This is a genomic window from Azohydromonas caseinilytica, assembly GCF_012927045.1.
Taxonomy (GTDB): Bacteria; Pseudomonadota; Gammaproteobacteria; order Burkholderiales; family Burkholderiaceae_C; genus Azohydromonas; species Azohydromonas caseinilytica.
Genome location: NZ_JABBFW010000018.1, coordinates 36,559 through 57,304, shown reverse-complemented (window position 1 = coordinate 57,304; position 20,746 = coordinate 36,559). Strand labels below are relative to the sequence as shown.

Annotated in this window: 18 protein-coding genes; 14 read left to right on the top strand and 4 right to left on the bottom strand. The window is 67.9% G+C overall.

Annotated elements, in window-relative coordinates; genetic code table 11:
• Positions 1 to 102: 102 nt before the first annotated feature.
• Positions 103 to 891: an enoyl-ACP reductase FabI gene (gene fabI, locus HHL10_RS20905; RefSeq protein ID WP_169162336.1), complete on the bottom strand. Its 789-nt coding sequence runs from the start codon at positions 889 to 891 to the stop codon at positions 103 to 105.
• A 234-nt stretch (positions 892 to 1,125) separates the two neighbouring features.
• On the opposite strand from fabI, the gene rimP reads away from it, so the two are divergent.
• The 13 genes from rimP to HHL10_RS20840 all read left to right on the top strand — a co-directional run bounded on the left by rimP (position 1,126) and on the right by HHL10_RS20840 (position 15,752).
• Positions 1,126 to 1,800, top strand: a complete 675-nt coding sequence (gene rimP / locus HHL10_RS20900; protein ID WP_169162388.1) for a ribosome maturation factor RimP — start codon at positions 1,126 to 1,128, stop codon at positions 1,798 to 1,800.
• Positions 1,797 to 3,275, top strand: coding sequence for a transcription termination factor NusA (gene nusA, locus HHL10_RS20895; protein ID WP_169162335.1), 1,479 nt, complete (start codon positions 1,797 to 1,799; stop codon positions 3,273 to 3,275). The genes rimP and nusA overlap by 4 nt, the downstream gene beginning before the upstream one ends.
• 57 nt (positions 3,276 to 3,332) lie before the next feature.
• On the top strand, positions 3,333 to 6,404 hold the full coding sequence (gene infB / locus HHL10_RS20890; protein ID WP_169162334.1) for a translation initiation factor IF-2: 3,072 nt from the start codon (positions 3,333 to 3,335) through the stop codon (positions 6,402 to 6,404).
• A gap of 69 nt (positions 6,405 to 6,473) precedes the next feature.
• A complete protein-coding gene (gene rbfA / locus HHL10_RS20885) occupies positions 6,474 to 6,839 on the top strand; it encodes a 30S ribosome-binding factor RbfA (protein WP_169162333.1) in 366 nt (121 codons plus the stop codon).
• Positions 6,840 to 6,843: 4 nt separating this feature from the next.
• Complete coding sequence (gene truB / locus HHL10_RS20880; RefSeq protein ID WP_169162332.1) at positions 6,844 to 7,827, top strand: tRNA pseudouridine(55) synthase TruB; 984 nt, start codon at positions 6,844 to 6,846, stop codon at positions 7,825 to 7,827.
• A gap of 12 nt (positions 7,828 to 7,839) precedes the next feature.
• On the top strand, positions 7,840 to 9,669 hold the full coding sequence (gene typA / locus HHL10_RS20875) for a translational GTPase TypA (RefSeq protein WP_169162331.1): 1,830 nt from the start codon (positions 7,840 to 7,842) through the stop codon (positions 9,667 to 9,669).
• Between the two features lie 206 nt (positions 9,670 to 9,875).
• On the top strand, positions 9,876 to 10,811 hold the full coding sequence (locus tag HHL10_RS20870) for a DMT family transporter (RefSeq protein WP_169162330.1): 936 nt from the start codon (positions 9,876 to 9,878) through the stop codon (positions 10,809 to 10,811).
• A 55-nt stretch (positions 10,812 to 10,866) separates the two neighbouring features.
• The gene (locus tag HHL10_RS20865) at positions 10,867 to 11,376 is read left to right on the top strand and encodes a hypothetical protein (RefSeq protein WP_169162329.1); all 510 of its coding nucleotides are present in this window, start codon (positions 10,867 to 10,869) and stop codon (positions 11,374 to 11,376) included.
• A 35-nt stretch (positions 11,377 to 11,411) separates the two neighbouring features.
• A complete protein-coding gene (locus HHL10_RS20860; RefSeq protein ID WP_169162328.1) occupies positions 11,412 to 12,131 on the top strand; it encodes a glycoside hydrolase family protein in 720 nt (239 codons plus the stop codon).
• Between the two features lie 240 nt (positions 12,132 to 12,371).
• Positions 12,372 to 12,788, top strand: coding sequence for a hypothetical protein (locus HHL10_RS20855; RefSeq protein ID WP_169162327.1), 417 nt, complete (start codon positions 12,372 to 12,374; stop codon positions 12,786 to 12,788).
• Positions 12,789 to 12,863: 75 nt separating this feature from the next.
• A complete protein-coding gene (locus HHL10_RS20850; protein ID WP_169162326.1) occupies positions 12,864 to 13,049 on the top strand; it encodes a hypothetical protein in 186 nt (61 codons plus the stop codon).
• Between the two features lie 242 nt (positions 13,050 to 13,291).
• Positions 13,292 to 14,245, top strand: coding sequence for a tRNA dihydrouridine(20/20a) synthase DusA (gene dusA / locus HHL10_RS20845; protein WP_235971693.1), 954 nt, complete (start codon positions 13,292 to 13,294; stop codon positions 14,243 to 14,245).
• Positions 14,246 to 14,480: 235 nt separating this feature from the next.
• The gene (locus HHL10_RS20840; RefSeq protein WP_169162324.1) at positions 14,481 to 15,752 is read left to right on the top strand and encodes a phospholipase D-like domain-containing protein; all 1,272 of its coding nucleotides are present in this window, start codon (positions 14,481 to 14,483) and stop codon (positions 15,750 to 15,752) included.
• Here the strand turns inward: HHL10_RS20840 and HHL10_RS20835 are convergent.
• Positions 15,712 to 16,671: a DMT family transporter gene (locus HHL10_RS20835; RefSeq protein WP_259373275.1), complete on the bottom strand. Its 960-nt coding sequence runs from the start codon at positions 16,669 to 16,671 to the stop codon at positions 15,712 to 15,714. The genes HHL10_RS20840 and HHL10_RS20835 overlap by 41 nt on opposite strands.
• A gap of 462 nt (positions 16,672 to 17,133) precedes the next feature.
• Between HHL10_RS20835 and HHL10_RS20830 the strand changes: the two genes are divergently transcribed.
• The gene (locus tag HHL10_RS20830; protein WP_169162386.1) at positions 17,134 to 17,778 is read left to right on the top strand and encodes a pyridoxamine 5'-phosphate oxidase family protein; all 645 of its coding nucleotides are present in this window, start codon (positions 17,134 to 17,136) and stop codon (positions 17,776 to 17,778) included.
• A 99-nt stretch (positions 17,779 to 17,877) separates the two neighbouring features.
• Here the strand turns inward: HHL10_RS20830 and HHL10_RS20825 are convergent, their stop codons facing one another.
• Both HHL10_RS20825 and HHL10_RS20820 read right to left on the bottom strand, forming a co-directional pair.
• Positions 17,878 to 19,224, bottom strand: a complete 1,347-nt coding sequence (locus tag HHL10_RS20825) for a glutamine synthetase family protein (RefSeq protein ID WP_169162323.1) — start codon at positions 19,222 to 19,224, stop codon at positions 17,878 to 17,880.
• A gap of 12 nt (positions 19,225 to 19,236) precedes the next feature.
• Positions 19,237 to 20,742 carry an aldehyde dehydrogenase gene (locus HHL10_RS20820; protein WP_169162322.1) on the bottom strand — a complete coding sequence of 502 codons (1,506 nt, stop codon included), beginning with the start codon at positions 20,740 to 20,742 and terminating at the stop codon, positions 19,237 to 19,239.
• Positions 20,743 to 20,746: the final 4 nt, after the last annotated feature.

Genomic DNA, 20,746 nt, shown 5'->3' with positions numbered 1-20,746 from the left:
CCCGGGCCCACCAATTGACCCATGAAGAACGGCGCCCGAGGGCGCCGTTTCTTTGTCGTCTGCACCGGCCACATCCGGGCGGTGCGCTCCATGGAAAGAGGCTTACTGGGGCGAGCGCTCGCCGCCCATCACTTGGCTGAAGCCGCCGTCGACATACGTGATTTCGGCGCTGATGCCCGAGGCCAGGTCCGACAGCAGGAAGGCTGCGGCATTGCCCACGTCGTCGATGGTGATGTTGCGGCGCAACGGCGCGTTGGTTTCAACGATGTCCAAAATCTTGCCGAAACCCTTGATGCCCGAGGCTGCGAGCGTCTTGATCGGACCGGCGGAGATGCCGTTGACGCGCACGCCACGGGGGCCCAGGCTGGCGGCCAGGTAGCGCACGCTGGCTTCCAGGGAAGCCTTGGCCAGGCCCATGGTGTTGTACGAAGGCACGTAGCGCACCGCGCCCAAGTAGCTCAGGGTCAGCAGTGCGCTGTTGGGACGCAGCATCGGTGCGGCGGCCTTGGCCATGGCGGGGAAGCTGTAGGAGGAGATGTCGTGCGCGATGCGGAAGGCCTCACGCGAGAAGCCGTCGAGGAAGTCACCTGCGATGGCTTCGCGCGGGGCAAAGCCGATGGAGTGCACGAAGCCGTCGAACTGCGGCCAGTGCTCGGAAAGATCCGCAAAGAGCTTGGCGATCTGCGCGTCGTCAGCCACGTCGCAGTCGAAGACCAAGTCGGAGTCGAACTCTTGCGCGAACTCGGTAATCCGGTCCTTGAAGCGCTCGCCGACATAGCTGAAAGCGAGTTCCGCGCCTTCGCGCCGGCAGGCGCGGGCGATGCCGTAGGCAATCGAGCGGTTGGACAGCAATCCCGTGATCAACAGTCGCTTGCCGGCGAGAAATCCCATAGTGGCTCCGAGAGGTCAAAAAATTGGCCGGGATTCTCGCACGCGGCTTGCTCTACACCGGTCGGAGAAGCCGATCACTTGCCGGTACAGCTCTTGCAGGGTACAATCCGCTTCTCGCTGAATACCTGAATGGGCGGATCTTCCAGCCCTTTTTTTTTGCTTGATCGAATCTCGCTTCCCTCACCGTTGCAACCACAGGAGACCGCAGACGGCCACGGCCGCGCGCGGGAAGGCATGAACTGGCAGGCAGCCATTGAGCGTACCGTCACGGGTTTGGGTTACGAACTCGTGGAGGTGGAGCGCGCGGCGCGCGGCCTGCTGCGGGTGACTATCGACCGGGTGCCTGGGCACAGCTACCCCGGGGCCGCGTCGGAGTCGGTGACGGTGGACGACTGCGAGGCCGTGACGCGGCAGTTGCAGTACGTGCTGGAGGTTGAGGGCGCCGACTATGCGCGACTGGAAGTCTCATCGCCGGGGTTGGATCGCCCGCTCAAGCGCGAGGCCGACTATGCGCGCTTCGCCGGCGAACTGGTCGAAATCACTTTGAAGTTGCCGTTCCAGGGGCGGCGCAAGTACCGCGGTGTATTGCAGCCGCGTCCGGCTGAGGTGCCGCAGTCGCTGGTGGAAGGCAAGGCTGCCGATGCCGTGCCTCAGGCGGCTGGTGGCTGGCGGCTGGTGCTGCAGGACGAGGCGGCGACGGCGCGCAAGGGCGGCGGCAACAAGGCCGCACGCTCCAACGCCAAAGCGCGTGCCAAGGCCAGTGACGAGGAGGCGCCGGTGCAGGTGCTGGACTTCGCCTTCGATGAAGTGCGTGAGGCCCGGTTGGTGCCGGTGGTGGATTTCAAGGGCCGGCGGGCCCAGGCTGCGCAGCCGCAGGAGCCGCAGCAGGACGGAGGACGCACAGAATGAACCGCGAAATGTTGATGCTGGTGGACGCCATCTCGCGCGAGAAGAGCGTCGAGCGCGACGTCGTGTTCGGTGCCGTGGAAGCGGCCCTGGCCTCGGCCACCAAGAAGCTGCACGGTGGCGAGGTGGACATCCGCGTGGCCATCGATCGCGACACCGGCGAGTACGAGACTTTCCGGCGCTGGCTGGTGGTGCCTGACAGCGCCGGGCTGCAAAACCCCGATGCCGAAGAGCTGCTGTCGGATGCGCGCGACCGGATTGCCGACATCGAGGAGGGCGACTACATCGAGGAGCCCATCGAGTCCGTCACCATCGGGCGCATCGGCGCGCAGGCCGCCAAGCAGGTGATCCTGCAGAAGATCCGCGACGCCGAGCGCGAGCAGCTGCTCAATGACTTCCTTGCCCGCGGCGAGAAGATCATGGTCGGTACCGTCAAGCGCCTGGACAAGGGCGACATCATCGTCGAGAGCGGCCGTGTTGAAGGCCGGCTCAAGCGCAGCGAGATGATCCCCAAGGAGAACCTGCGCACGGGCGACCGCGTGCGGGCCTTCATCGCCGGCATCGACCCGACCGTGCGCGGGCCGCAGATCATGCTCTCGCGCGCTGCGCCGGGTTTCATGATCGAGCTGTTCGCCCAGGAGGTGCCCGAGATCGAGCAAGGGCTGCTGGAGATCAAGAGCTGCGCCCGCGATCCCGGCTCGCGCGCCAAGATCGCCGTGCTCTCGCATGACAAGCGCGTGGACCCGATCGGCACCTGCGTCGGCGTGCGCGGTTCGCGCGTGAACGCCGTGACCAATGAGCTGGCCGGCGAGCGCGTGGACATCGTCTTGTGGTCCGAGGACCCGGCCCAATTTGTGATTGGTGCCCTGGCGCCGGCGAACGTCCAGTCCATCGTGGTGGACGAGGAGCGCCACGCCATGGACGTGGTGGTGGACGAGGAAAACCTCGCCATCGCCATCGGCCGCGGCGGCCAGAACGTGCGCCTGGCTTCCGATCTCACCGGCTGGCGCATCAACATCATGACGGCCGAGGAATCGCAGGCCAAGCAGGCCACCGAGACCGAGAAGCTGCGCCGTCTGTTCGTGGAGAAGCTTGACGTGGACGAGGAGGTCGCCGACATCCTCATCGGCGAAGGCTTCACCAGCCTTGAAGAAGTGGCCTACGTCCCCATGCATGAAATGCTGGAGATCGAAGCCTTCGACGAGGACACCGTCGGTGAGCTGCGCAAGCGCGCCAAGGATGCGCTGCTGACCATGGAGATTGCCCGCGAGGAGGCCGTGGAGGAGGTGTCGCAGGACCTGCGCGACCTCGACGGCCTCACGCCCGAGGTGATCGCCAAACTGGCCGACGGCGGCGTCCACACCCGTGACGACCTGGCCGACCTGGCCGTCGATGAACTGACCGAAATGACTGGCCTGGACGACGTGGCGGCCAAGGCTCTGATCATGAAGGCGCGTGAACACTGGTTCAACGCCTGAGCATCATCCTGACCACGCCCGTAAGACCGCACCGCCCAGTAAGCAAGGATTCCCATAATGGCCGTGACCACCGTCGCCCAGTTCGCCGCCGAGCTCAATCGCCCGGCGTCCGCACTGCTCGAGCAACTGCAGTCCGCCGGCGTCAGCAAGCGCTCCACCGACGACGCGCTCACCGATGCCGACAAGGAGCGACTGCTGGACTACCTGCGCAGCAGCCATGGCACTGCGGCGGGCGATCGCAAGAAGATCACGCTGACGCGCAAGAGCACCAGCGAGATCAAGCAAGCCGACGCCTCCGGCAAGGCCCGCACCATCCAGGTCGAAGTGCGCAAGAAGCGCGTCTTCGAGCGCGTCGCCAGCCGCCCCGATGAGGCGCCGCAGGTCGATCCCGAGGAACTGCGCCGCCGCGAGGAAGAGGCGCGCGCCCAGGCCGAGGCCCTGCGCCGCCAGGAAGAGGAGCTGGCGGAGCGCCAGCGCCAGCGCGAAGCCGAGGAAAAGCGCCAGCGCGAGGAGGCCGAGGCCGCCCGCCGTGCCCGTGAGGCCGAGGAGGCTGCGGCGCGCGAGCGCGAAGCCGCTGCTGCCCAAGAAGCCCAAGAAGCGCAGGCTGCCCAAGCCGCGCAGGCTGCCAAGAGCAGCGCCCGTGAGCAGGCTGCGGCCCGTGCCGCAGCGGAGGCCGCGGCGCTGCAGGCCGCCTCGCGCCGCCAGCACCAGGGTGTACGCCATGCGCCGCGCCAGCAGCCCGCGGCCCGTGGCGGAGCACCGGCACCCGCGCCGGTGGCCGCTGCTCCGGCGCCCGCTCCTGCGGCTGCTGCTCCGGCACCCGCGCCCGCCCCCGTACCGACTCCCGTGCCCGCGCGCGGTGTCGCCGCGCCGGCGCCCGCGGCCCCGGCCGTCGAGCCGCCCAAGCCCGTGCTGCGCGTGGTGAAGGCCGCCGAGGTGGCCGACGCCGAGAAGCAGCGCCTGGCTGACCTGGAGCGTCGCCGTAAGGCCGCCGAGGCCGAGGCCGCCGCCATCCGCGCCATGATGAACGCGCCCAAGAAGGTGCTCGTGGCCAAGAAGGAGGAGCCCAAGCCGGCGCCCGCCCCGATCAAGGGCACGATCCACAAGCCCGCGGCCAAGACGGCCGCCGGCGCTGCTGCGGCCGCCGCACCGGCTCCGGCCGGCGCTAAGCCCGGCGACAAGAAGTCCGTCAAGTCCGAGAAGCTGTCTTCCAGCTGGGCCGACGACGCCGCCAAGAAGCGCGCCGCGCTCAAGGGCCGCAGCGACGCCGGTGGCGGTGCGCGCGCGGGCTGGCGTTCGCCGCGCGGCGGCCGCCGTGGTGGCGACCGTGACGAGCGCAGCAGCTCCAACTTCGTGGCACCGAACGAGCCGCAGGTGCAGGAAGTGCACGTGCCGGAGACCATCAGCGTCGCGGATCTGGCGCACAAGATGAGCGTCAAGGCCTCCGAGGTCATCAAGCAGTTGATGAAGCTGGGCCAGATGGTCACCATCAACCAGCAGCTGGACCAGGAGACCGCGATGATCCTGGTCGAGGAGATGGGCCACAAGGCCTTCGCGGCCAAGCTGGATGATCCGGAAGCCTTCCTGGAAGAGGAAGCCGCCGCCAGCAGCGCGGAGCAAAAGCCGCGTGCCCCGGTGGTGACGGTGATGGGCCACGTCGACCACGGCAAGACTTCGCTGCTGGACTACATCCGCCGCTCGCGCGTGGCGGCTGGCGAGGCCGGCGGTATCACGCAGCACATCGGCGCCTACCACGTCGAAACGCCCCGCGGCGTCATCACCTTCCTCGACACCCCGGGCCACGAGGCCTTCACGGCCATGCGTGCCCGCGGCGCCAAGGCCACGGACATCGTGATCCTGGTGGTGGCGGCTGACGATGGCGTGATGCCCCAGACCAAGGAAGCCATCCACCACGCCAAGGCGGCCGGCGTGCCGCTGGTGGTGGCGATCAACAAGATCGACAAGCCCGATTCCAACCTGGAGCGCGTGCGCAGCGAGCTGGTCGCGGAGCAGGTCGTGCCGGAAGAGTTCGGCGGCGATTCCCCCTTCGTGTCCGTGTCCGCCCGTACCGGCCAGGGCATCGACGACCTGCTGGAGCAAGTGCTGCTGCAGGCCGAAGTGCTGGAGCTCAAGGCGGCCGAGGACACCCTGGCCAAGGGCCTGGTGATCGAAGCGCGCCTGGACAAGGGCCGCGGCCCCGTGGCAACCGTGCTGGTGCAGAGCGGCACCCTGAAGAAGGGCGACGTGGTGCTGGCCGGCTCCAGCTATGGCCGCGTGCGCGCCATGCTGGATGAGGACGGCAAGGCCACCGAGGCTGCGGGCCCGTCCATCCCCGTGGAGATCCAGGGCCTGACCGAGGTGCCGCAGGCTGGTGACGAGTTCATGGTGCTGGCCGACGAGCGCCGCGCCCGCGAGATCGCCACCTTCCGCCAGGGCAAGTACCGCGACGTCAAGCTGGCCAAGCAGCAGGCCGCCAAGCTGGAGAACATGTTCGACCAGATGGGCGCCGGCGACGTGCAGACGCTGCCCTTGATCATCAAGGCCGACGTCCAAGGTTCGCAGGAGGCCCTGGCGTCCTCGCTTCTGAAACTCTCCACCGACGAGGTCAAGGTGCAGATCGTGCACGCGGCCGTGGGTGGCATTAGCGAGAGCGACGTCAACCTGGCCATCGCCTCCAAGGCGGTGATCGTGGGCTTCAACGTCCGTGCCGACGCCGGTGCGCGCAAGCTCGCCGACAACAACGGCGTGGACCTGCGCTACTACAACATCATCTACGACGCCGTCGACGAGATCCGCGCGGCGATGTCGGGGATGCTGGCGCCGGAGCAGAGGGAAGAGGCGCTGGGCACGGCGGAGATCCGCACCGTGTTCGTGGCCTCCAAGATCGGCACCGTGGCGGGCTGCATGGTCACCTCGGGCCTGGTGCGCCGCAACGCGCGCTTCCGCCTGCTGCGCGACAACGTGGTCATCTACACCGGCGAGATCGAGTCGGTGCGCCGCTTGAAGGACGACGTGCGCGAGGTCAAGGAAGGCTTCGAGTGCGGCATCAAGCTCAAGAACTACAACGACATCGCCGAGGGCGACCAGATCGAAGTGTTCGAGGTCAAGGAAGTGGCGCGCACGCTGTAACCCAGCCTGCCGTCCCTTCCTGCCAAGCCCCGCCCCGATGGGCGGGGTTTTGTACTTCAGGAGCGCCGCATGCGACACAAGAGAAACATCCCCAACCGCAGCTTCCGCATCGCCGACCAGATCCAGCGCGACGTGGCCGAGCTCGTGCGCGAGCTCAAGGACCCGCGTGTCGGCATGGTCACGATCAATGCCGTCGAGGTGACGCCCGACTACGCGCACGCCAAGGTGTTCTTCTCGCTGCTGGTGGGCGACCCGCAGGAAACCCAGCTGGCCCTCAACGAGGCCGCCGGTTTCCTGCGCAACAGCCTGTTCAAGCGGCTGCAGATCCACACCGTGCCGACGCTGCACTTCCAGTTCGACCGCACCACCGAGCGCGCGGCCGAGCTCGGTGCCTTGATCGCGCAGGCCAACGCCACGCGCGCCAAGGAGGACTGACGCGATGAGCGGCGCCGTGCGCACCCGACTCCCGCGCCGTGCGCTGCATGGCGTGCTGCTGCTGGACAAGCCGCTGGGCTGGTCCAGCAACGACGCGCTGCAGAAGGTGAAGTGGCTGCTGCGGGCCGAGAAGGCCGGCCACACCGGCACGCTGGACCCGCTGGCCACCGGGCTGCTGCCGCTGTGCTTCGGCGCGGCCACCAAGTTCTCCCAGGTCAGCCTGGATGCCGACAAGCGCTACACCGCCACGCTGAAGCTCGGCCAGGTCACCACCACCGGCGACGCCGAGGGCGAGGTGACTAGCGAGCGCCCGGTGGCCGTGACCCAAGCCACCATCGAAGCCGCCTGCGCGCGCCTGACCGGTGCCATCGAGCAGGTGCCGCCGATGCACTCCGCGCTCAAGAAAGACGGCAAGGCGCTGTACGAGTACGCGCGCGCCGGCATCGAGGTCGAGCGCGCCGCGCGCCAGGTCACGATTCACGCGCTTGACATCCTCAAGTGGCAAGGTGACGCGCTGGTGTTGGATGTGCGCTGCAGCAAGGGCACTTACGTCCGCACGCTGGCCCAAGACCTGGGCGAGCTGCTGGGCTGCGGCGCGCACCTCTCGGCGCTGCGGCGCACCGGCAGCGGCGCGCTCACGGTGAGCCGCGCCATCAGCCTGGAGGCGCTGGAGGCCCTGGACGAGGCCGCGCGCGTGGCGCTGCTGCAGCCGCCCGACGCGCTGGTGGCCGACTGGCCGGCCGTCCGCCTGCCGGCCGACGAGGCCGCGCGTTTTCTCACCGGGCTGCGCCGCCGTGTCAGCCATGCCGATGCCGCCGGCGTTCGTGTCTACGGCCCCGAGCCGCGCGCCTTCCTGGGCACCGCCCAGGTTCGCGCCGGCGAACTGATTGCCCAACGCCTGCTGAGCCCTCCCGAGGTGCAGGCACTGCTCCAAGTTCCCCATGGCGCCCTGGCGCCGCAGGCCCACGAGGCCGCCCTGAATTTCTGAAAGACGTTCTTTATGAGCAAGCAGATCCGCAACATCGCCATCATCGCGCACGTCGACCATGGCAAGACCACGATGGTCGACCAGCTCCTGCGCCAGTCCGGCACCTTTGCCGAGCACGAGAAGGTGGTCGACACCGTGATGGACAGCAACGCGATCGAGCGCGAGCGCGGCATCACCATCCTGGCCAAGAACTGCGCCGTGAGCTGGGAAGGCACGCACATCAACATCGTGGACACCCCGGGCCACGCCGACTTCGGCGGCGAGGTGGAGCGCGCGTTGTCCATGGTGGACGGCGTGGTCCTGCTCATCGACGCCCAGGAAGGCCCGATGCCGCAGACGCGCTTCGTGACCAAGAAGGCGCTGGCCCTGGGCCTCAAGCCCATCGTGGTGGTCAACAAGGTCGACAAGCCCGGCGCCAACTGCGACAAGGTCATCAACGCCGCCTTCGACCTCTTCGACAAGCTCGGCGCCACCGACGAGCAGCTGGACTTCCCCGTGGTCTACGCCTCGGGCATCAACGGCTGGTCCTCGCTGGAAGAGGGCGCCCCGGGCGAGCAGTGGGGCCCCGACATGTCGGCCCTGTTCAACACCGTCCTCAAGCACGTGCCGGCGCACGAGGGTGACCCCGACGCCCCGCTGCAGCTGCAGATCTCGGCGCTGGACTACAACAGCTTCGTCGGCCGCATCGGCGTGGGCCGCGTCAACGCCGGCAAGATCAAGCCGGCCATGGACGTGCTGGTGATGGAAGGTCCGGACGGCAAGTCCTTCAAGGGCCGCGTCAACCAGGTGCTGACCTTCCAGGGCCTGGACCGCATCCAGGTCACCGAGGCCGGCCCCGGCGACATCGTGCTGATCAACGGCATCGAGGACCTGGGCATCGGCGTGACCGTGACCGACCCGGCCAACCCGCAGCCGCTGCCCATGCTGCGCATCGACGAGCCGACGCTGACGATGAACTTCTGCGTCAACACCTCGCCGCTGGCCGGCCGCGAGGGCAAGTTCGTCACCAGCCGCCAGATCTGGGATCGGCTGCAGAAGGAGCTGCAGAGCAACGTCGCGCTGCGCGTCAAGGAAACGGACGAGGACGGCATCTTCGAGGTCGCGGGCCGCGGCGAGCTGCACCTGACCATCCTGCTGGAGAACATGCGCCGCGAGGGCTACGAGCTGGCCGTCTCCAAGCCGCGCGTGGTGTTCCGCGAGATCGAGGGCGTCAAGATGGAGCCCATCGAGCTGGTGACGGCCGACATCGAGGAAGGCCACCAGGGCGGCGTGATGCAGGCGCTGGGTGAGCGCAAGGGCGAGCTGGTCAACATGGAGCCGGACGGCCGCGGCCGCGTGCGCCTGGAGTACCGCATCCCGGCGCGTGGCCTGATCGGCTTCTCCAACGAGTTCCTGAACCTCACCCGCGGCTCGGGCCTGATCAGCAGCCTGTTCGACGGCTACGAGCCCTTCAAGGGCGACGTGGGCGGCCGCAAGAACGGCGTGCTGATCTCCATGGACGACGGCGAGATCTTCACCTACGCGCTGGGCAAGCTCGACGACCGCGGCCGCATGTTCGTGAAGGCGGGCGACCCGGTGTACGAGGGCATGATCGTCGGCGTGCACAACCGTGACAACGACCTGGTGGTCAACGCCACGCGCACCAAGCAGCTGACCAACTTCCGTGTCAGCGGCAAGGAAGACGCCATCAAGATCACGCCCCCGATCGAGTGCACGCTGGAGTACGGCGTGGAGTTCATCGAGGACGACGAGCTGGTCGAGATCACCCCGAAGTCGATCCGGCTGCGCAAGCGCTTCCTGAAGGAGCACGAGCGCAAGCGTGCGCAACGGGAAGGTGCTTGACGCACCTTCCCGCCGCGCACGCGGCGTGCAGGATGGGGCACCCCCCGCCCCCCGCCAAGCGGGGGCTCCAGCTTGAATGACGCCCGGGCCGCCTCCAGCGGCCCTCTTTCATTGAGCTGCACCTCTGCTGCGACGAAACGCCTCCCGCCGTTCTTCTCGCTGCTCAACGACCTTTCACCATCTCGTCTTTCGGAGCTGCCCCTGCTATGACCCACCGCCAAGGCATCGTCACCATGGTCCTGGTCACCCTGCTGTGGAGCATCGCGGGGGTGGTGACGCGGCAGCTGGACAGCGCGGCCAGCTTCGAGGTGACCTTCTGGCGCAGCGCCTTCAACGCGCTGGCGCTGGGCGTGCTGCTGGCGGCGCTGCGCGGGCCGCGGGCGGTGTGGGCAACGCTGCGCAGCGGCGGGCGCACGCTGTGGCTCTCGGGGCTGTGCTGGAGCGTGATGTTCACCGCCTTCATGGTGGCGCTCACCCTCACCACCGTCGCCAACGTGCTGGTGACCATGGCGCTGGGGCCGCTGTTCACGGCGCTGCTGTCACGGGTCGTGCTGCAGCACCGGCTCGCTGCCCGCACCTGGATCGCCATCGTCCTGGCGGGCGTGGGCATCGCCTGGATGTACGGCAATGAGCTGCTGCGCAGCGACGCGCGCGCGCTGCTGGGCATCGGCGTGGCGCTGGCGGTGCCGCTGGCCGCGGCCACCAATTGGACGGTGCTGCAGTACAGCCGCCGCCGCGGCGCCGCGCAGGAGGGCGGCGGTGGGGACATGCTGCCGGCGGTGCTGATCGGCGCGCTGCTCTCGTCCGCCGCCACGCTGCCGCTGGCCGCTCCCTTCCAGGCCACCGGCTCCGATCTGGCCTGGCTGGCGCTGCTGGGTGCGCTGCAACTGGCCGTGCCCTGCCTGCTGTGCGTGGCGGTGTCGCGCGTGCTGCACGCGCCCGAGATGTCGCTGCTGGGCCTGCTGGAAGTGCTGTTCGGCGTGCTGTGGGCCTGGCTCGGCGCGGACGAGACGCCGGCACCTTCCGTGCTGGCCGGCGGCACGCTGGTGCTGGGCGCGCTGGCGCTGGATGCGGCGCTGGGGTTGAGGCAGGGTGGGGCTCCCACACCCGCGCCGGACGCCAAGCTGCATTCCCGGGCCTGAGGCGCACGGCTGCCACCACGCCCGCATCGGTTGACCTCCACTGCGCTCGCTGGCCATGAAAGGCGCCTGGTCCACCTGTCTCCTGGTCGCCGCACTGGGCCTGCTGCTCGCCCTGCTGGCCTTGCTGCTGGGCATGCGCTCGGCGGTGCGGCAGGACGAGCTGTTCCTTTTCGTGTGGAACACTTGGCATCGATTCAAAAGCAACGATGCGCAAAATCCGGTCCGATGGAACCATTTCCATCAGCTCACGGCCTATCCAGGCAAGATAGAAATTCAGCGCCCCGCCATCACGGAAAAAACCATGGTGGCTTTTGTTTTTGGCCAGAGCGATTCTGCAAACTCCGGCGGCGAGCGGTTCGAGGTGCCTGACGAGCGGGTGGTGAACTACTGGGGCGGCAAATACCACCGCGCCGCGGACCCGTTGCTGGGTGCCACCGCCAACCGGCTGTTGGAGCGACAGCCGGCGGATCGGCGGCCGGTTGAACGGCATGCCCGGGCATGGTTCAGGGCACTGCAAGACCCTGCAAGAATGCCCGGACCGACAGGCATGACACCACGACCTTGATGCCCAGGCCTGTTCATCGACGCAGGACACCAGCCATGCAACTCAATCAGCACGACTTGCCTTCTCCGGACAAGCCCCTTAGGTCGCCGCTGCGGCGACGGGTTATTGCACTCATGGCTGCAGCCGGTGGCACGCTGCTGGGCTGGGGAGCCCGGGCTGGAACGGCTGGGGTGATCTCCGTTGCCGACAAGGCACGCTCGGTGATCCGACCGGCCGATTTCGGTGCCCTGGGTGATGGCCGCAGTGACGACACCGCCGCCTTGGTCGACATGTTCACGGCGGCGCCTTCCGGCAGCGTGATCGACCTGGGCGCCAAGAGCTACGCCGTGTACGGCAGTGTCGAGGGCGCCAGGGAGGGCGACGCGGTGCCGCTTTCGTCTACGCTGCGCCTGATCGGCAAGAGCGACATCGCCATCCGCAACGGCACGATCTTCGCCGCGAATCCCGGCCGCTCGGCGGCCAAGCGCCGTTTCCCTTCCACGCTCACCATTGATGGCTGCAAGCGCATCAGCCTCACCGACGTGACTCTGCGCAGCAAGGGCGAGTCGTGGGGCGACGCGGACGCCTCGGCCAAGCTTGGCCCGGAGGCACGCCGGGTGTTCCTGGCGCAAAACGGTGGCCATGCCCTGGTCGTCATCCGCTCGGAAAATATCCGTGGCACCAACTGCAGATTCGAGCTTTGCGGCTCATGCGCTTCCTTCTATGTCTGCAGCTCGGACGACGTCCAGCTGACGGCCTGTTATTCATCTCCATAGTCCCTTGGATATGCCGCATTCGCCGCCGATTCCTGGTGCGGCAATGCCAGCGTTTCAGGTTTTTCGAAACACGAGCTGGTTCTGAACGATTGCCGCTCCGACAAAGGAGGGGCCGCTTATGGCAGCAAGAGCTGTGTTGCCGCCGATGACGCCGATGTCATCATTCGCGTCAACGGCGGCGTCTACAAGGACGCTTACGCCAACGGGAGCGCCAATTTCCTGGGCTCTGCGTTCAGCAGCATGAGTTCCCATGTCTATGTCAATGACACCCAGGTGGAGAACTGTGCCTCGGTCGGCCTGACCCACCATTCCGGGACAGGAACAGCGGTACTGGAGTGCAACAAGGTGATGGCGCGTGGTCTACGCACCGCACTGCATATCAATGGCCCCGCCGCGTTCGGCAAGTCGGCGGTGAGCTACCAGCGTTGCCGCGCCACCTTCTCGCCATCGCCCTCGCTGTGGGGCAGTGCCGAGCTGTCGCAACCCACGGTCGTGGCCAACATGAAAGTGTCCAGCCTCATCACGGTCGAGCTGACTGAATGCGACGTGCGGGGGGCAAAATACCTTTCCTGGAATAACCGAGCCTGCTATGGCGGCTTGAAAATAGTTGGTGGTTATTACGAAATTGACAACCAGATATTCAAGTCAAAAGGTTGAGGTGGGGCCAGCGCCGGTTCTGGGCGTGGTTTTGAAATCACAGGGGGAGCCACGATCAAGATAAGGCGTCCAGATTTGGACGAGCCGGTTTTCGATATTGAAAACAGGGACGGAGCCGGCGTGATGACCTATCAGTATGTCGACATCGACTCCAGCGTGACGATCGAGCTTCCCAGGGGCCGCCAGGTGGCCAGGATCAACGACGCCAGCCGGGGCAAGCTGTCCGAGCGCAAGCGGCTGGATGCCCGAGTCATCCATTGAGCGGGGCTTCGGGCCGCAAGCATTGTTGACCAGCGCCCCTGTTGGGTACCGGAAGCGCGGTGTGATGCCCGTGTGCCATGGGCCGCGGCAGTGTCCGTCTCCTGGCCATGGCCTCGCTCGGGAAGGTTCTGGGCTCGCTCAATACAATCCGGCCCGCCTCTTGGAGCCGGCCTGGGCCAGCCATTCAAATGAATCAAGCACTTAACGAAAGTCTGAGCCCCTGGCGTCTGTCGGTGGCCCCCATGCTGGACTGGACCGACCGCCACTGCCGCTACTTTCACCGCCTCATCACGCGCCACACCCGGCTCTACACCGAGATGGTGACCACCGGTGCGCTGCTGCACGGTGACCGGCCCCGCCACCTCGACTTCAATCCCGAGGAGCACCCGCTGGCGCTGCAGCTCGGCGGCAGCGAGCCCGCCGATCTGGCCGCCTGCGCCCGGCTCGCGCAGGACTGGGGCTACGACGAGGTCAACCTCAATTGCGGCTGTCCCAGCGAGCGCGTGCAGCGCGGCGCCTTCGGGGCCTGCCTCATGGCCGAGGCGGACCTCGTCGCCCAGGGCGTGAAAGCCATGCGTGACGCGGTGGACATCCCGGTGACGGTCAAGCACCGCATCGGCATCGACCGCATCGAGTCCTACGACTTCGTGCGCGACTTCGTGGGCGCCGTGGCCGAGGCCGGCTGTGAGGTGTTCATCGTCCACGCCCGCAATGCCTGGCTGCAGGGCCTGAGCCCCAAGGAAAACCGCGAAGTGCCGCCGCTGCGCTACGAGTTCGCCTATCAGCTCAAGCGCGACTTCCCAGGGCTCACCATCGTGCTCAACGGCGGCGTGAAGGGCGACGACGAGATCGCCGAGCACCTGCGCCACGTGGACGGCGTGATGGTGGGCCGGCAGGCCTACCACGAGCCCTGGAGCATGGCGCGCTGGGACGAGCGCTTCTTCGGCGACGCACCCGCCGAGCGGGATCGGGCCGACATCGAGAAGCTGATGGTCGAGTACATGGCGCGGCAGGCGTCCAACGGGGTGGCCTGGTCGCATGTCGCGCGCCACATGCTGGGCCTGTGGAACGGCATGCCCGGCGCGCGGCGCTGGCGCCAGGTGTGGAGTGACCACCGCCTCAAGCACGAGCCGCCGCAGGCGGTGTGGCGCCAAGCGCAGCGGCCCGCCGCCCAGCCGGTTTCCGAGCCGGCCTGACAGCGCCGCCTGGGGCGGGCCCCGGCGCCGGACGCGGCTCCGCGCACCGACCCGCACACGGGGAGGGCCTGAGCCTTTCAATCGCCCCTCCAGAGCCGGGACGCGCCGCATGGCCGGGCACGGCGCGCGCTGACACACTCCGCGCTGGCCGCCACGGGGGCGGCCGCTGGACAGCGGAGGTGCAGTGAAAAGAACAGCCCAGTGGCCCCTTTCCCCGTCACGGAGCGGCTGAGCCATGGCGACCTGGACCGTGGTGCTGCTGAGCGTGCTGGGCACGTTGGCCGTGTCCTTCGTGGCCATGAACCTGATGTCGGGCGAGCGGCGCATCCAGGAGCAGCTGGAGCGGCTCTACGACACCGACGACCCGCAGTTCCGCCGCTCCATGAGCGTGCTGCTGGGCCCGCCGATGCTCGAAGGCAACCATGTGCGGGAGCTGGTCAACGGCGATCAGATCTTCCCGGCCATGCTGGAGGCCATGCGCGGCGCGCAGCGCAGCCTGACGTTTGAAACCTTCATCTACTGGTCCGGCCAGATCGGCGACCAATTCGCCGAGGTCCTGTCCGAGCGGGCCCGGGCCGGCGTCAAGGTCCATGTGCTGCTGGACTGGGTGGGCAGCTTCAAGATGGAGGACCGCTACCTCGAACAGATGAAGGAAGCCGGCGTCGAGGTCGAGCGCTACCACAAGCCGCACTGGTCGCACCTGGCGCGGCTGAACCAGCGCACGCACCGCAAGGTGCTGGTGGTGGACGGGCGCATCGGCTTCACCGGCGGCGTGGGCATCGCCGACGAGTGGCAGGGCCACGCCCAGGACGAGCACCACTGGCGCGACACGCATTTCTGCGTCAAGGGCCCCGTGGTGGCGCAGATGCAGGCGGTGTTCACCGACAACTGGATCAAGGCCACCGGCCGCGTGCTGCACGGCGAGGCCTACTTTCCGGCGCTGTACCCCAACGGCGACCAGCCGGCGCAGATGTTCAGCAGCTCGCCCACGGGCGGCAGCGAGAGCATGCACCTGATGTACCTGATGTCCATCACGGCGGCGCGCCACACCATCCACCTCTCCAGCAGCTACTTCGTGCCGGACCACCTCGCGGTGCAGGCGCTGGTGGACGCCCGCAAGCGCGGCGTGCGGGTGCGCATCATCACGCCGGGGCGCTTCATCGACACCGCCACCGTGCGGCGCGCGTCACGGGCGCGCTGGGGCCCGCTGCTGGAGGCGGGCGTGGAGATCGCCGAGTTCCAGCCGACGATGTTCCATTGCAAGGTGCTGGTGGTGGACGGGCTGCTGGTGTCGGTGGGCTCCACCAACTTCGACAACCGCAGCTTCAAGCTCAACGACGAGGCCAACCTGAACGTGATGGACGCGGCCTTCGCGCAGCGGCTGATCGAGGTCTTCGAGCGCGACTGGCAGCGCGCCCGCCCGGTGACGCTGCAGGCCTGGCGGCACCGGCCGGCGCGCGAGAAGCTCATCGAGCACGCGGCCGCGCTGATGCGGGCGCAGCTGTAGGCGTGGCGCGCGCCGGCCAGGTCGCCAGCAGCAGCCCGGCCAGGGCCAGTGCGCAGGCCACGGCGTGCCCCGCCGTCATGTGCTCGCCCAGCAGCAGCACGCCGATGGCGGCGGCCGAGAGCGGCAGCATCACCGTGAACACCCCGGCCTGCTGCGCCGGCACGCCCTTGAGGCCCTGCATCCAGAGCCAGACGCTGACCATGCTGGCCGCCAGCGCGTAGAACACCAGCAGCGCCCAGGAGGCGGGCGTGACCTGGGCGAAGTCGAAGGACAGCGCCTGCCACAGCCCGAAGGGCGTCACCAGCAGCAGGCCCCAGACGTTGATGAGCGCGCTGATGCGCCGCGGCGACAGGCTGGCCGTGAGCCGCTTGCCGATCACCACGTAGCTGGCCTCGCACAGCACCGCTGCCAGCAGCAGGGCATAGCCCCACCAGGGGGCGGACGCCGTGCCCGGCGCATTGCGCGCGAAGGCCAGCAGCGCAATGCCGCCCACGGCGCAGGCGATGCCCAGCGCCGAGCGCGGCGTGATGCGCTCCTTGAGCAGCGCCCAGGACAGCAGCGCAACCGCCGCTGGGATGCCGGCCATGGTCACGCCCGCGGCCAGCGCCGAGGTGGCCTGCACGCCGAAGAGCATGCAGATGGAGAACATGAAATTGCCGAAGAAGCTCTGCAGGAACAGCAGGCGTTTCTCGGCCGGGCCCAACGTGGGCTCATCCACCGGCCGCCTGACCCATCCCGCCATCGCCACCGCCGCGATGCCGAAGCGCAGCCACGCCAGCAGGAACACCGGGAACACCGCCACCAGCAGCTTCGACAGCCCCACATAGCTGCCGACCAGGGCCATGCTGGCGGCCAGCGAGAGGCAGGAGATGAGGGGCAGGTGGGTGGCGGGGCGCGAGGAGGGAGGCGAGGACTTCAAGACGGCGGCCTGGGGAACAGCGGGTAGGCGGGGGAGTGTGCCTCAGGGGCGGGACGGCTTTGCCCGCAGCGCCAGTGACCCCGGCAATGCTCCAGGGCAGCGGGCTGCCCGGTCAACGAGTTGGCTGTGAAAAACCGCTTCCTTTGAAAAGGCCTGTGCGCCTGCTGGCAAGGCGGTTTCGAGGCTCAACAAAATTCCGGCCGGAAATGGCAATAAATGAGAATGGGGAGTCGATCCTGCAACAGGATCAATTGGGTGTGCATTAATGGGATTGTGAACTGCGTCACGCAGTGCATTGCGGAAGCGGTGGATAACTCAGAGCCGGCCGCGCCAGCGCATACGATTTGCCGTTGGCTGCGGAGGTCCACCACTGAAAGTGGCGCCCGGTCGGGTTTTTTGTCTCTTGACGCGCCCGTGACCGCTGAAGTCAAAATATTCCAAAACTCCAATAACGGACCCACCATGCCAACCACCTCCGCCCGAACCCGGGTTCGCCGCCTGCCCGAGCTTGCCAACCATGAGCGGAGCATGCTGCACGCCATCGTCGATGAATCCTACGTCTGCCATATCGCGTTTTCAGTGGAGGATGGCACCCATTGCATTCCGACGGCGCACTGGCGGCAGGGCGAATATCTCTACATCCACGGCTCCAACGGCAGCCGGCTGATCAAGGCGCTGAAATCCGGCGTGCAGGTGTCGGTGGCCATCACGCTGCTTGATGGGCTGGTGCTGGCCAAATCGGCCTTCAGCCATTCGATGAATTATCGGTCGGCGGTGGCTTATGGACACTTCCAGGAAATCCATGGCCAGGATGAGAAGCTGGAGGCGCTGGATATGTTCATGGAAAAAATCGCCACCGGCCGCAAGGACGAAGCCCGCCGGGGTAATTTCAAGGAGCTTGCCGCCACCAGCCTGATGCGGATGCCGCTCACGGAAACGGCGGTCAAGGTCAGCGATTCAGAGCCAGCGGACAAGGAAGAGGATATCGATCTTCCCGTGTGGGCTGGCATATTGCCTCTCATGACCCGGCGGGGAATGCCGATCCGCGCTGACCACAGTCCATGTGGAACCGTGCCGGAGTATGTGAAATCATGGGCTGCCGAGTGAGTAATGGGTCAAGCGTGGGAAATGAATTCAAGCTCGTCGCCGCTTTCAAAATCCGGTGAAATAAATTGATATTCCTGCAAATACCTCATTGCGTCAAAATCAAAACGCATCCACATACCTCAACAATTCCCAAGCGCTGACATGCCGCGCATATTCGGCCCATTCCTGCCGCTTGAGCCGCACGAACTCGCGCACCAGTGAGGACGACAGCGCATTGACCAGCACCTCGTCCCCCTCCAGCGCGTCCAGCGCCTGCGCCAGGCTGTGGGGCAGCGTGCGCAGGCCCAGTTCGGCCAGGGTTTGAGGCGAGGCTTCCAGCAGGTCGATGTCCACGTCCGGGCCCGGGTCGAGCCGGCGCTCGATGCCGTCGAGGCCCGCCGCCACCATCCCGGCCAGCATCAGGTAGGGGTTGGCGCTGGCGTCCGGCAGCCGCCACTCGAAGCGTCCATGCAGCGTCCGCACCAGCGCCGTGCGGTTGTCCGGACCCTGGGCGACGTACTTGGGCGCGTAGCCCGGGCCGTTGAGCGTGGGGCGCAATCGCTTGTACGAGTTCACCGTCGGCGCGGCCAGCGCGCACAGCGCGGCGCTGTGCGCCAGCACGCCGGCCACGAAATGCCGGCCCAGTGTGGACAGCGTGCGGGTGCGGTCCACCGCGCCATCGGGCAGGTGCGGCGTGAACAGGCTGCGCGCATCCACGCCTTCGCCTTCCCACAGCGAGACATGCACGTGCATGTCGCTGCCCGCCTGGTCGGCAAACGGTTTTGGCATCAGCGAGAACAGCATGTCGTGCTGCTGCGCGATGGCATGCGCCGCCTGCTTGAACAGCATCAGCTGGTCGGCGCAGGCGAGAGCGTCGGTGTGGCCGAAATTGACCTCGTACTGCCCCGGCGCCTCGGCATGCTCCAGCTGCATCACGTCCAGCCCGCAGCGCTCCAGCGCCTCGCGCAGCTCGTGCAGGTAGCCGGCCTGGCGCGGCAGCGTCTTCAGGTCGTAGCAGGGTTTGTCCAGCCGTTCGCGCGCGTCCGCCGGGACGAAGGACTCGCCCTCGCGGCGCAGCAGGAAGAACTCCGGCTCCAGTCCCACGCGCAGCATCCAGCCCTGCTCCTCCAGCGGCGCCAGCGCGCGGCGCAGCACCTGGCGCGGATCGGCGTCGAAGGGCTCACCGGCGACGAAGCCGTCGGCCACGATGCGCGCCACGCCGGGCAGCCAGGGCAGGGCAACGATGGAGCTGGCCTGCCCGCGCGCGTGGTAGCGGGCGCGCTCGCCGGTGCGCGGCAGGGCGCTGCCCCAGATGGCCGGGCCGGCAAAACCGGCGCCGTCGGTGAGCACGTCGTCCAGGTGCGCCAGCGGCACGAAGCGGCCGCGCGCGGCCCCGTGCAGGTCGGTGAACTGCACCAGCAGGGTGTGGATGCCCTGCTTCTTCAAGCGCTCGCGCAGGTCCCGCATGGGTGTGCTCCGTCAGCTGTCGGCGGCGTCGATGCGCAGCCAGGTGGTCTTGAGCTCGGTGTACTTGTCGAAGGCGTGCAGCGATTTGTCCCGCCCGTTGCCGCTCTGCTTGAAGCCACCGAAAGGCACGGTGATGTCATCCTCGTCGTACTGGTTGACATGCACGGTGCCCGCCCGCAAGGCGCGTGCCACCCGGTGCGCCCGGCTCAGGTGGTCGCTCCAGACGCTGGCCTGCAGCCCGTAGGGCGTGCCGTTGGCAATGCGCACCGCCTCGGCCTCGTCCCGGAAGCGCAGCACGCCCACGACCGGCCCGAAGATTTCCTCCTGCGCAATGCGCATGCCGTGGTTCACGCCAACAAAGATCGTCGGCTCGACGTAGTGGCCGCCGCTGTCCGGCCGGGCCTGGCGCCCGCCGGCCACCAGCTGCGCGCCCTCGGACTGGCCCGCCTCGATGTAGCCCAGCACCGTGCGCAGCTGGATGTCGTCCACGATCGCGCCCATGGCCGTGCCCGGCTGCAGCGGGTCGCCCGGCTGGTAGCGCGGCAGCTGCGCTGCCAGCAGCTCGGTGAAGCGCTCGGCGATGTCCTCGTGCACCAGCAGGCGCGAGGGCGCATTGCAGCTCTCGCCCTGGTTGAAGAACATGCTGCCCGCCGCGGTGGCGGCGGCGCGGGCCAGGTCGGCGCAGTCCGGAAACACGATGAAGGCCGACTTGCCGCCCAGCTCGTTGAACACGCGTTTCAGATTGCTGCGCCCGGCGTACTCCAGCATGCGCCGCCCGGTGCGCGTGGAGCCGGTGAAGCCGATGGCGTCCACGTCCATGTGCAGCGCCAACGCCTCGCCGGCCTCGCCGCCGTGCCCCGGCACGACGTTGAACACGCCCGGCGGCAGCCCGGCCTCCACGGCCAGCTCGGCCAGCCGCAGCGCGGTGAACGGGGACTTCTCGCTGGGCTTGAGCACCAGCGAGTTGCCGGTGGCCAGCGCCGGCGCGATCTTCCAGGCCGCCATGATCATCGGGTAGTTCCAGGGCACGATGGCCCCGACCACGCCGACAGGCTCGCGCGTGATCAGCGCCAGCGCCGTCTCCGGCGTGGGCGCGATCTCGTCGTAGCGCTTGTCCAGCGCCTCGGCGTACCAGGCGATGCAGCGCGCCGTGGCCGGCACGTCCACCGTCAGCGCATGGCCGATGGGCTTGCCCATGTCCAGCGTCTCCAGCAGCGCCAGCTCCTCGCGCGCTGCCAGCACGGCTTCGGCGAAGCGCTGCAGCACCTTCTTGCGCGCCGCGGGCGGCTGGCTGGCCCAGCGCCGGTCTTCGAAGGCGGCGCGGGCGCTTCGCACCGCGGCGTCGATGTCGGCCTCGCGCCCGCGCGCCACCGCGCCCAGGCGCCGGCCGTCCACCGGCGAGTGTTTCTCGGTGGTTTCGCCGGCAACCGCGTCGCGGCGCTGGCCGTCAATGAAGCAGCGGCCGTCCGGACGCACCTCGGCGGCGCGGGCATGCCAGTCGATGGCGGGGCGGTTCATGCGC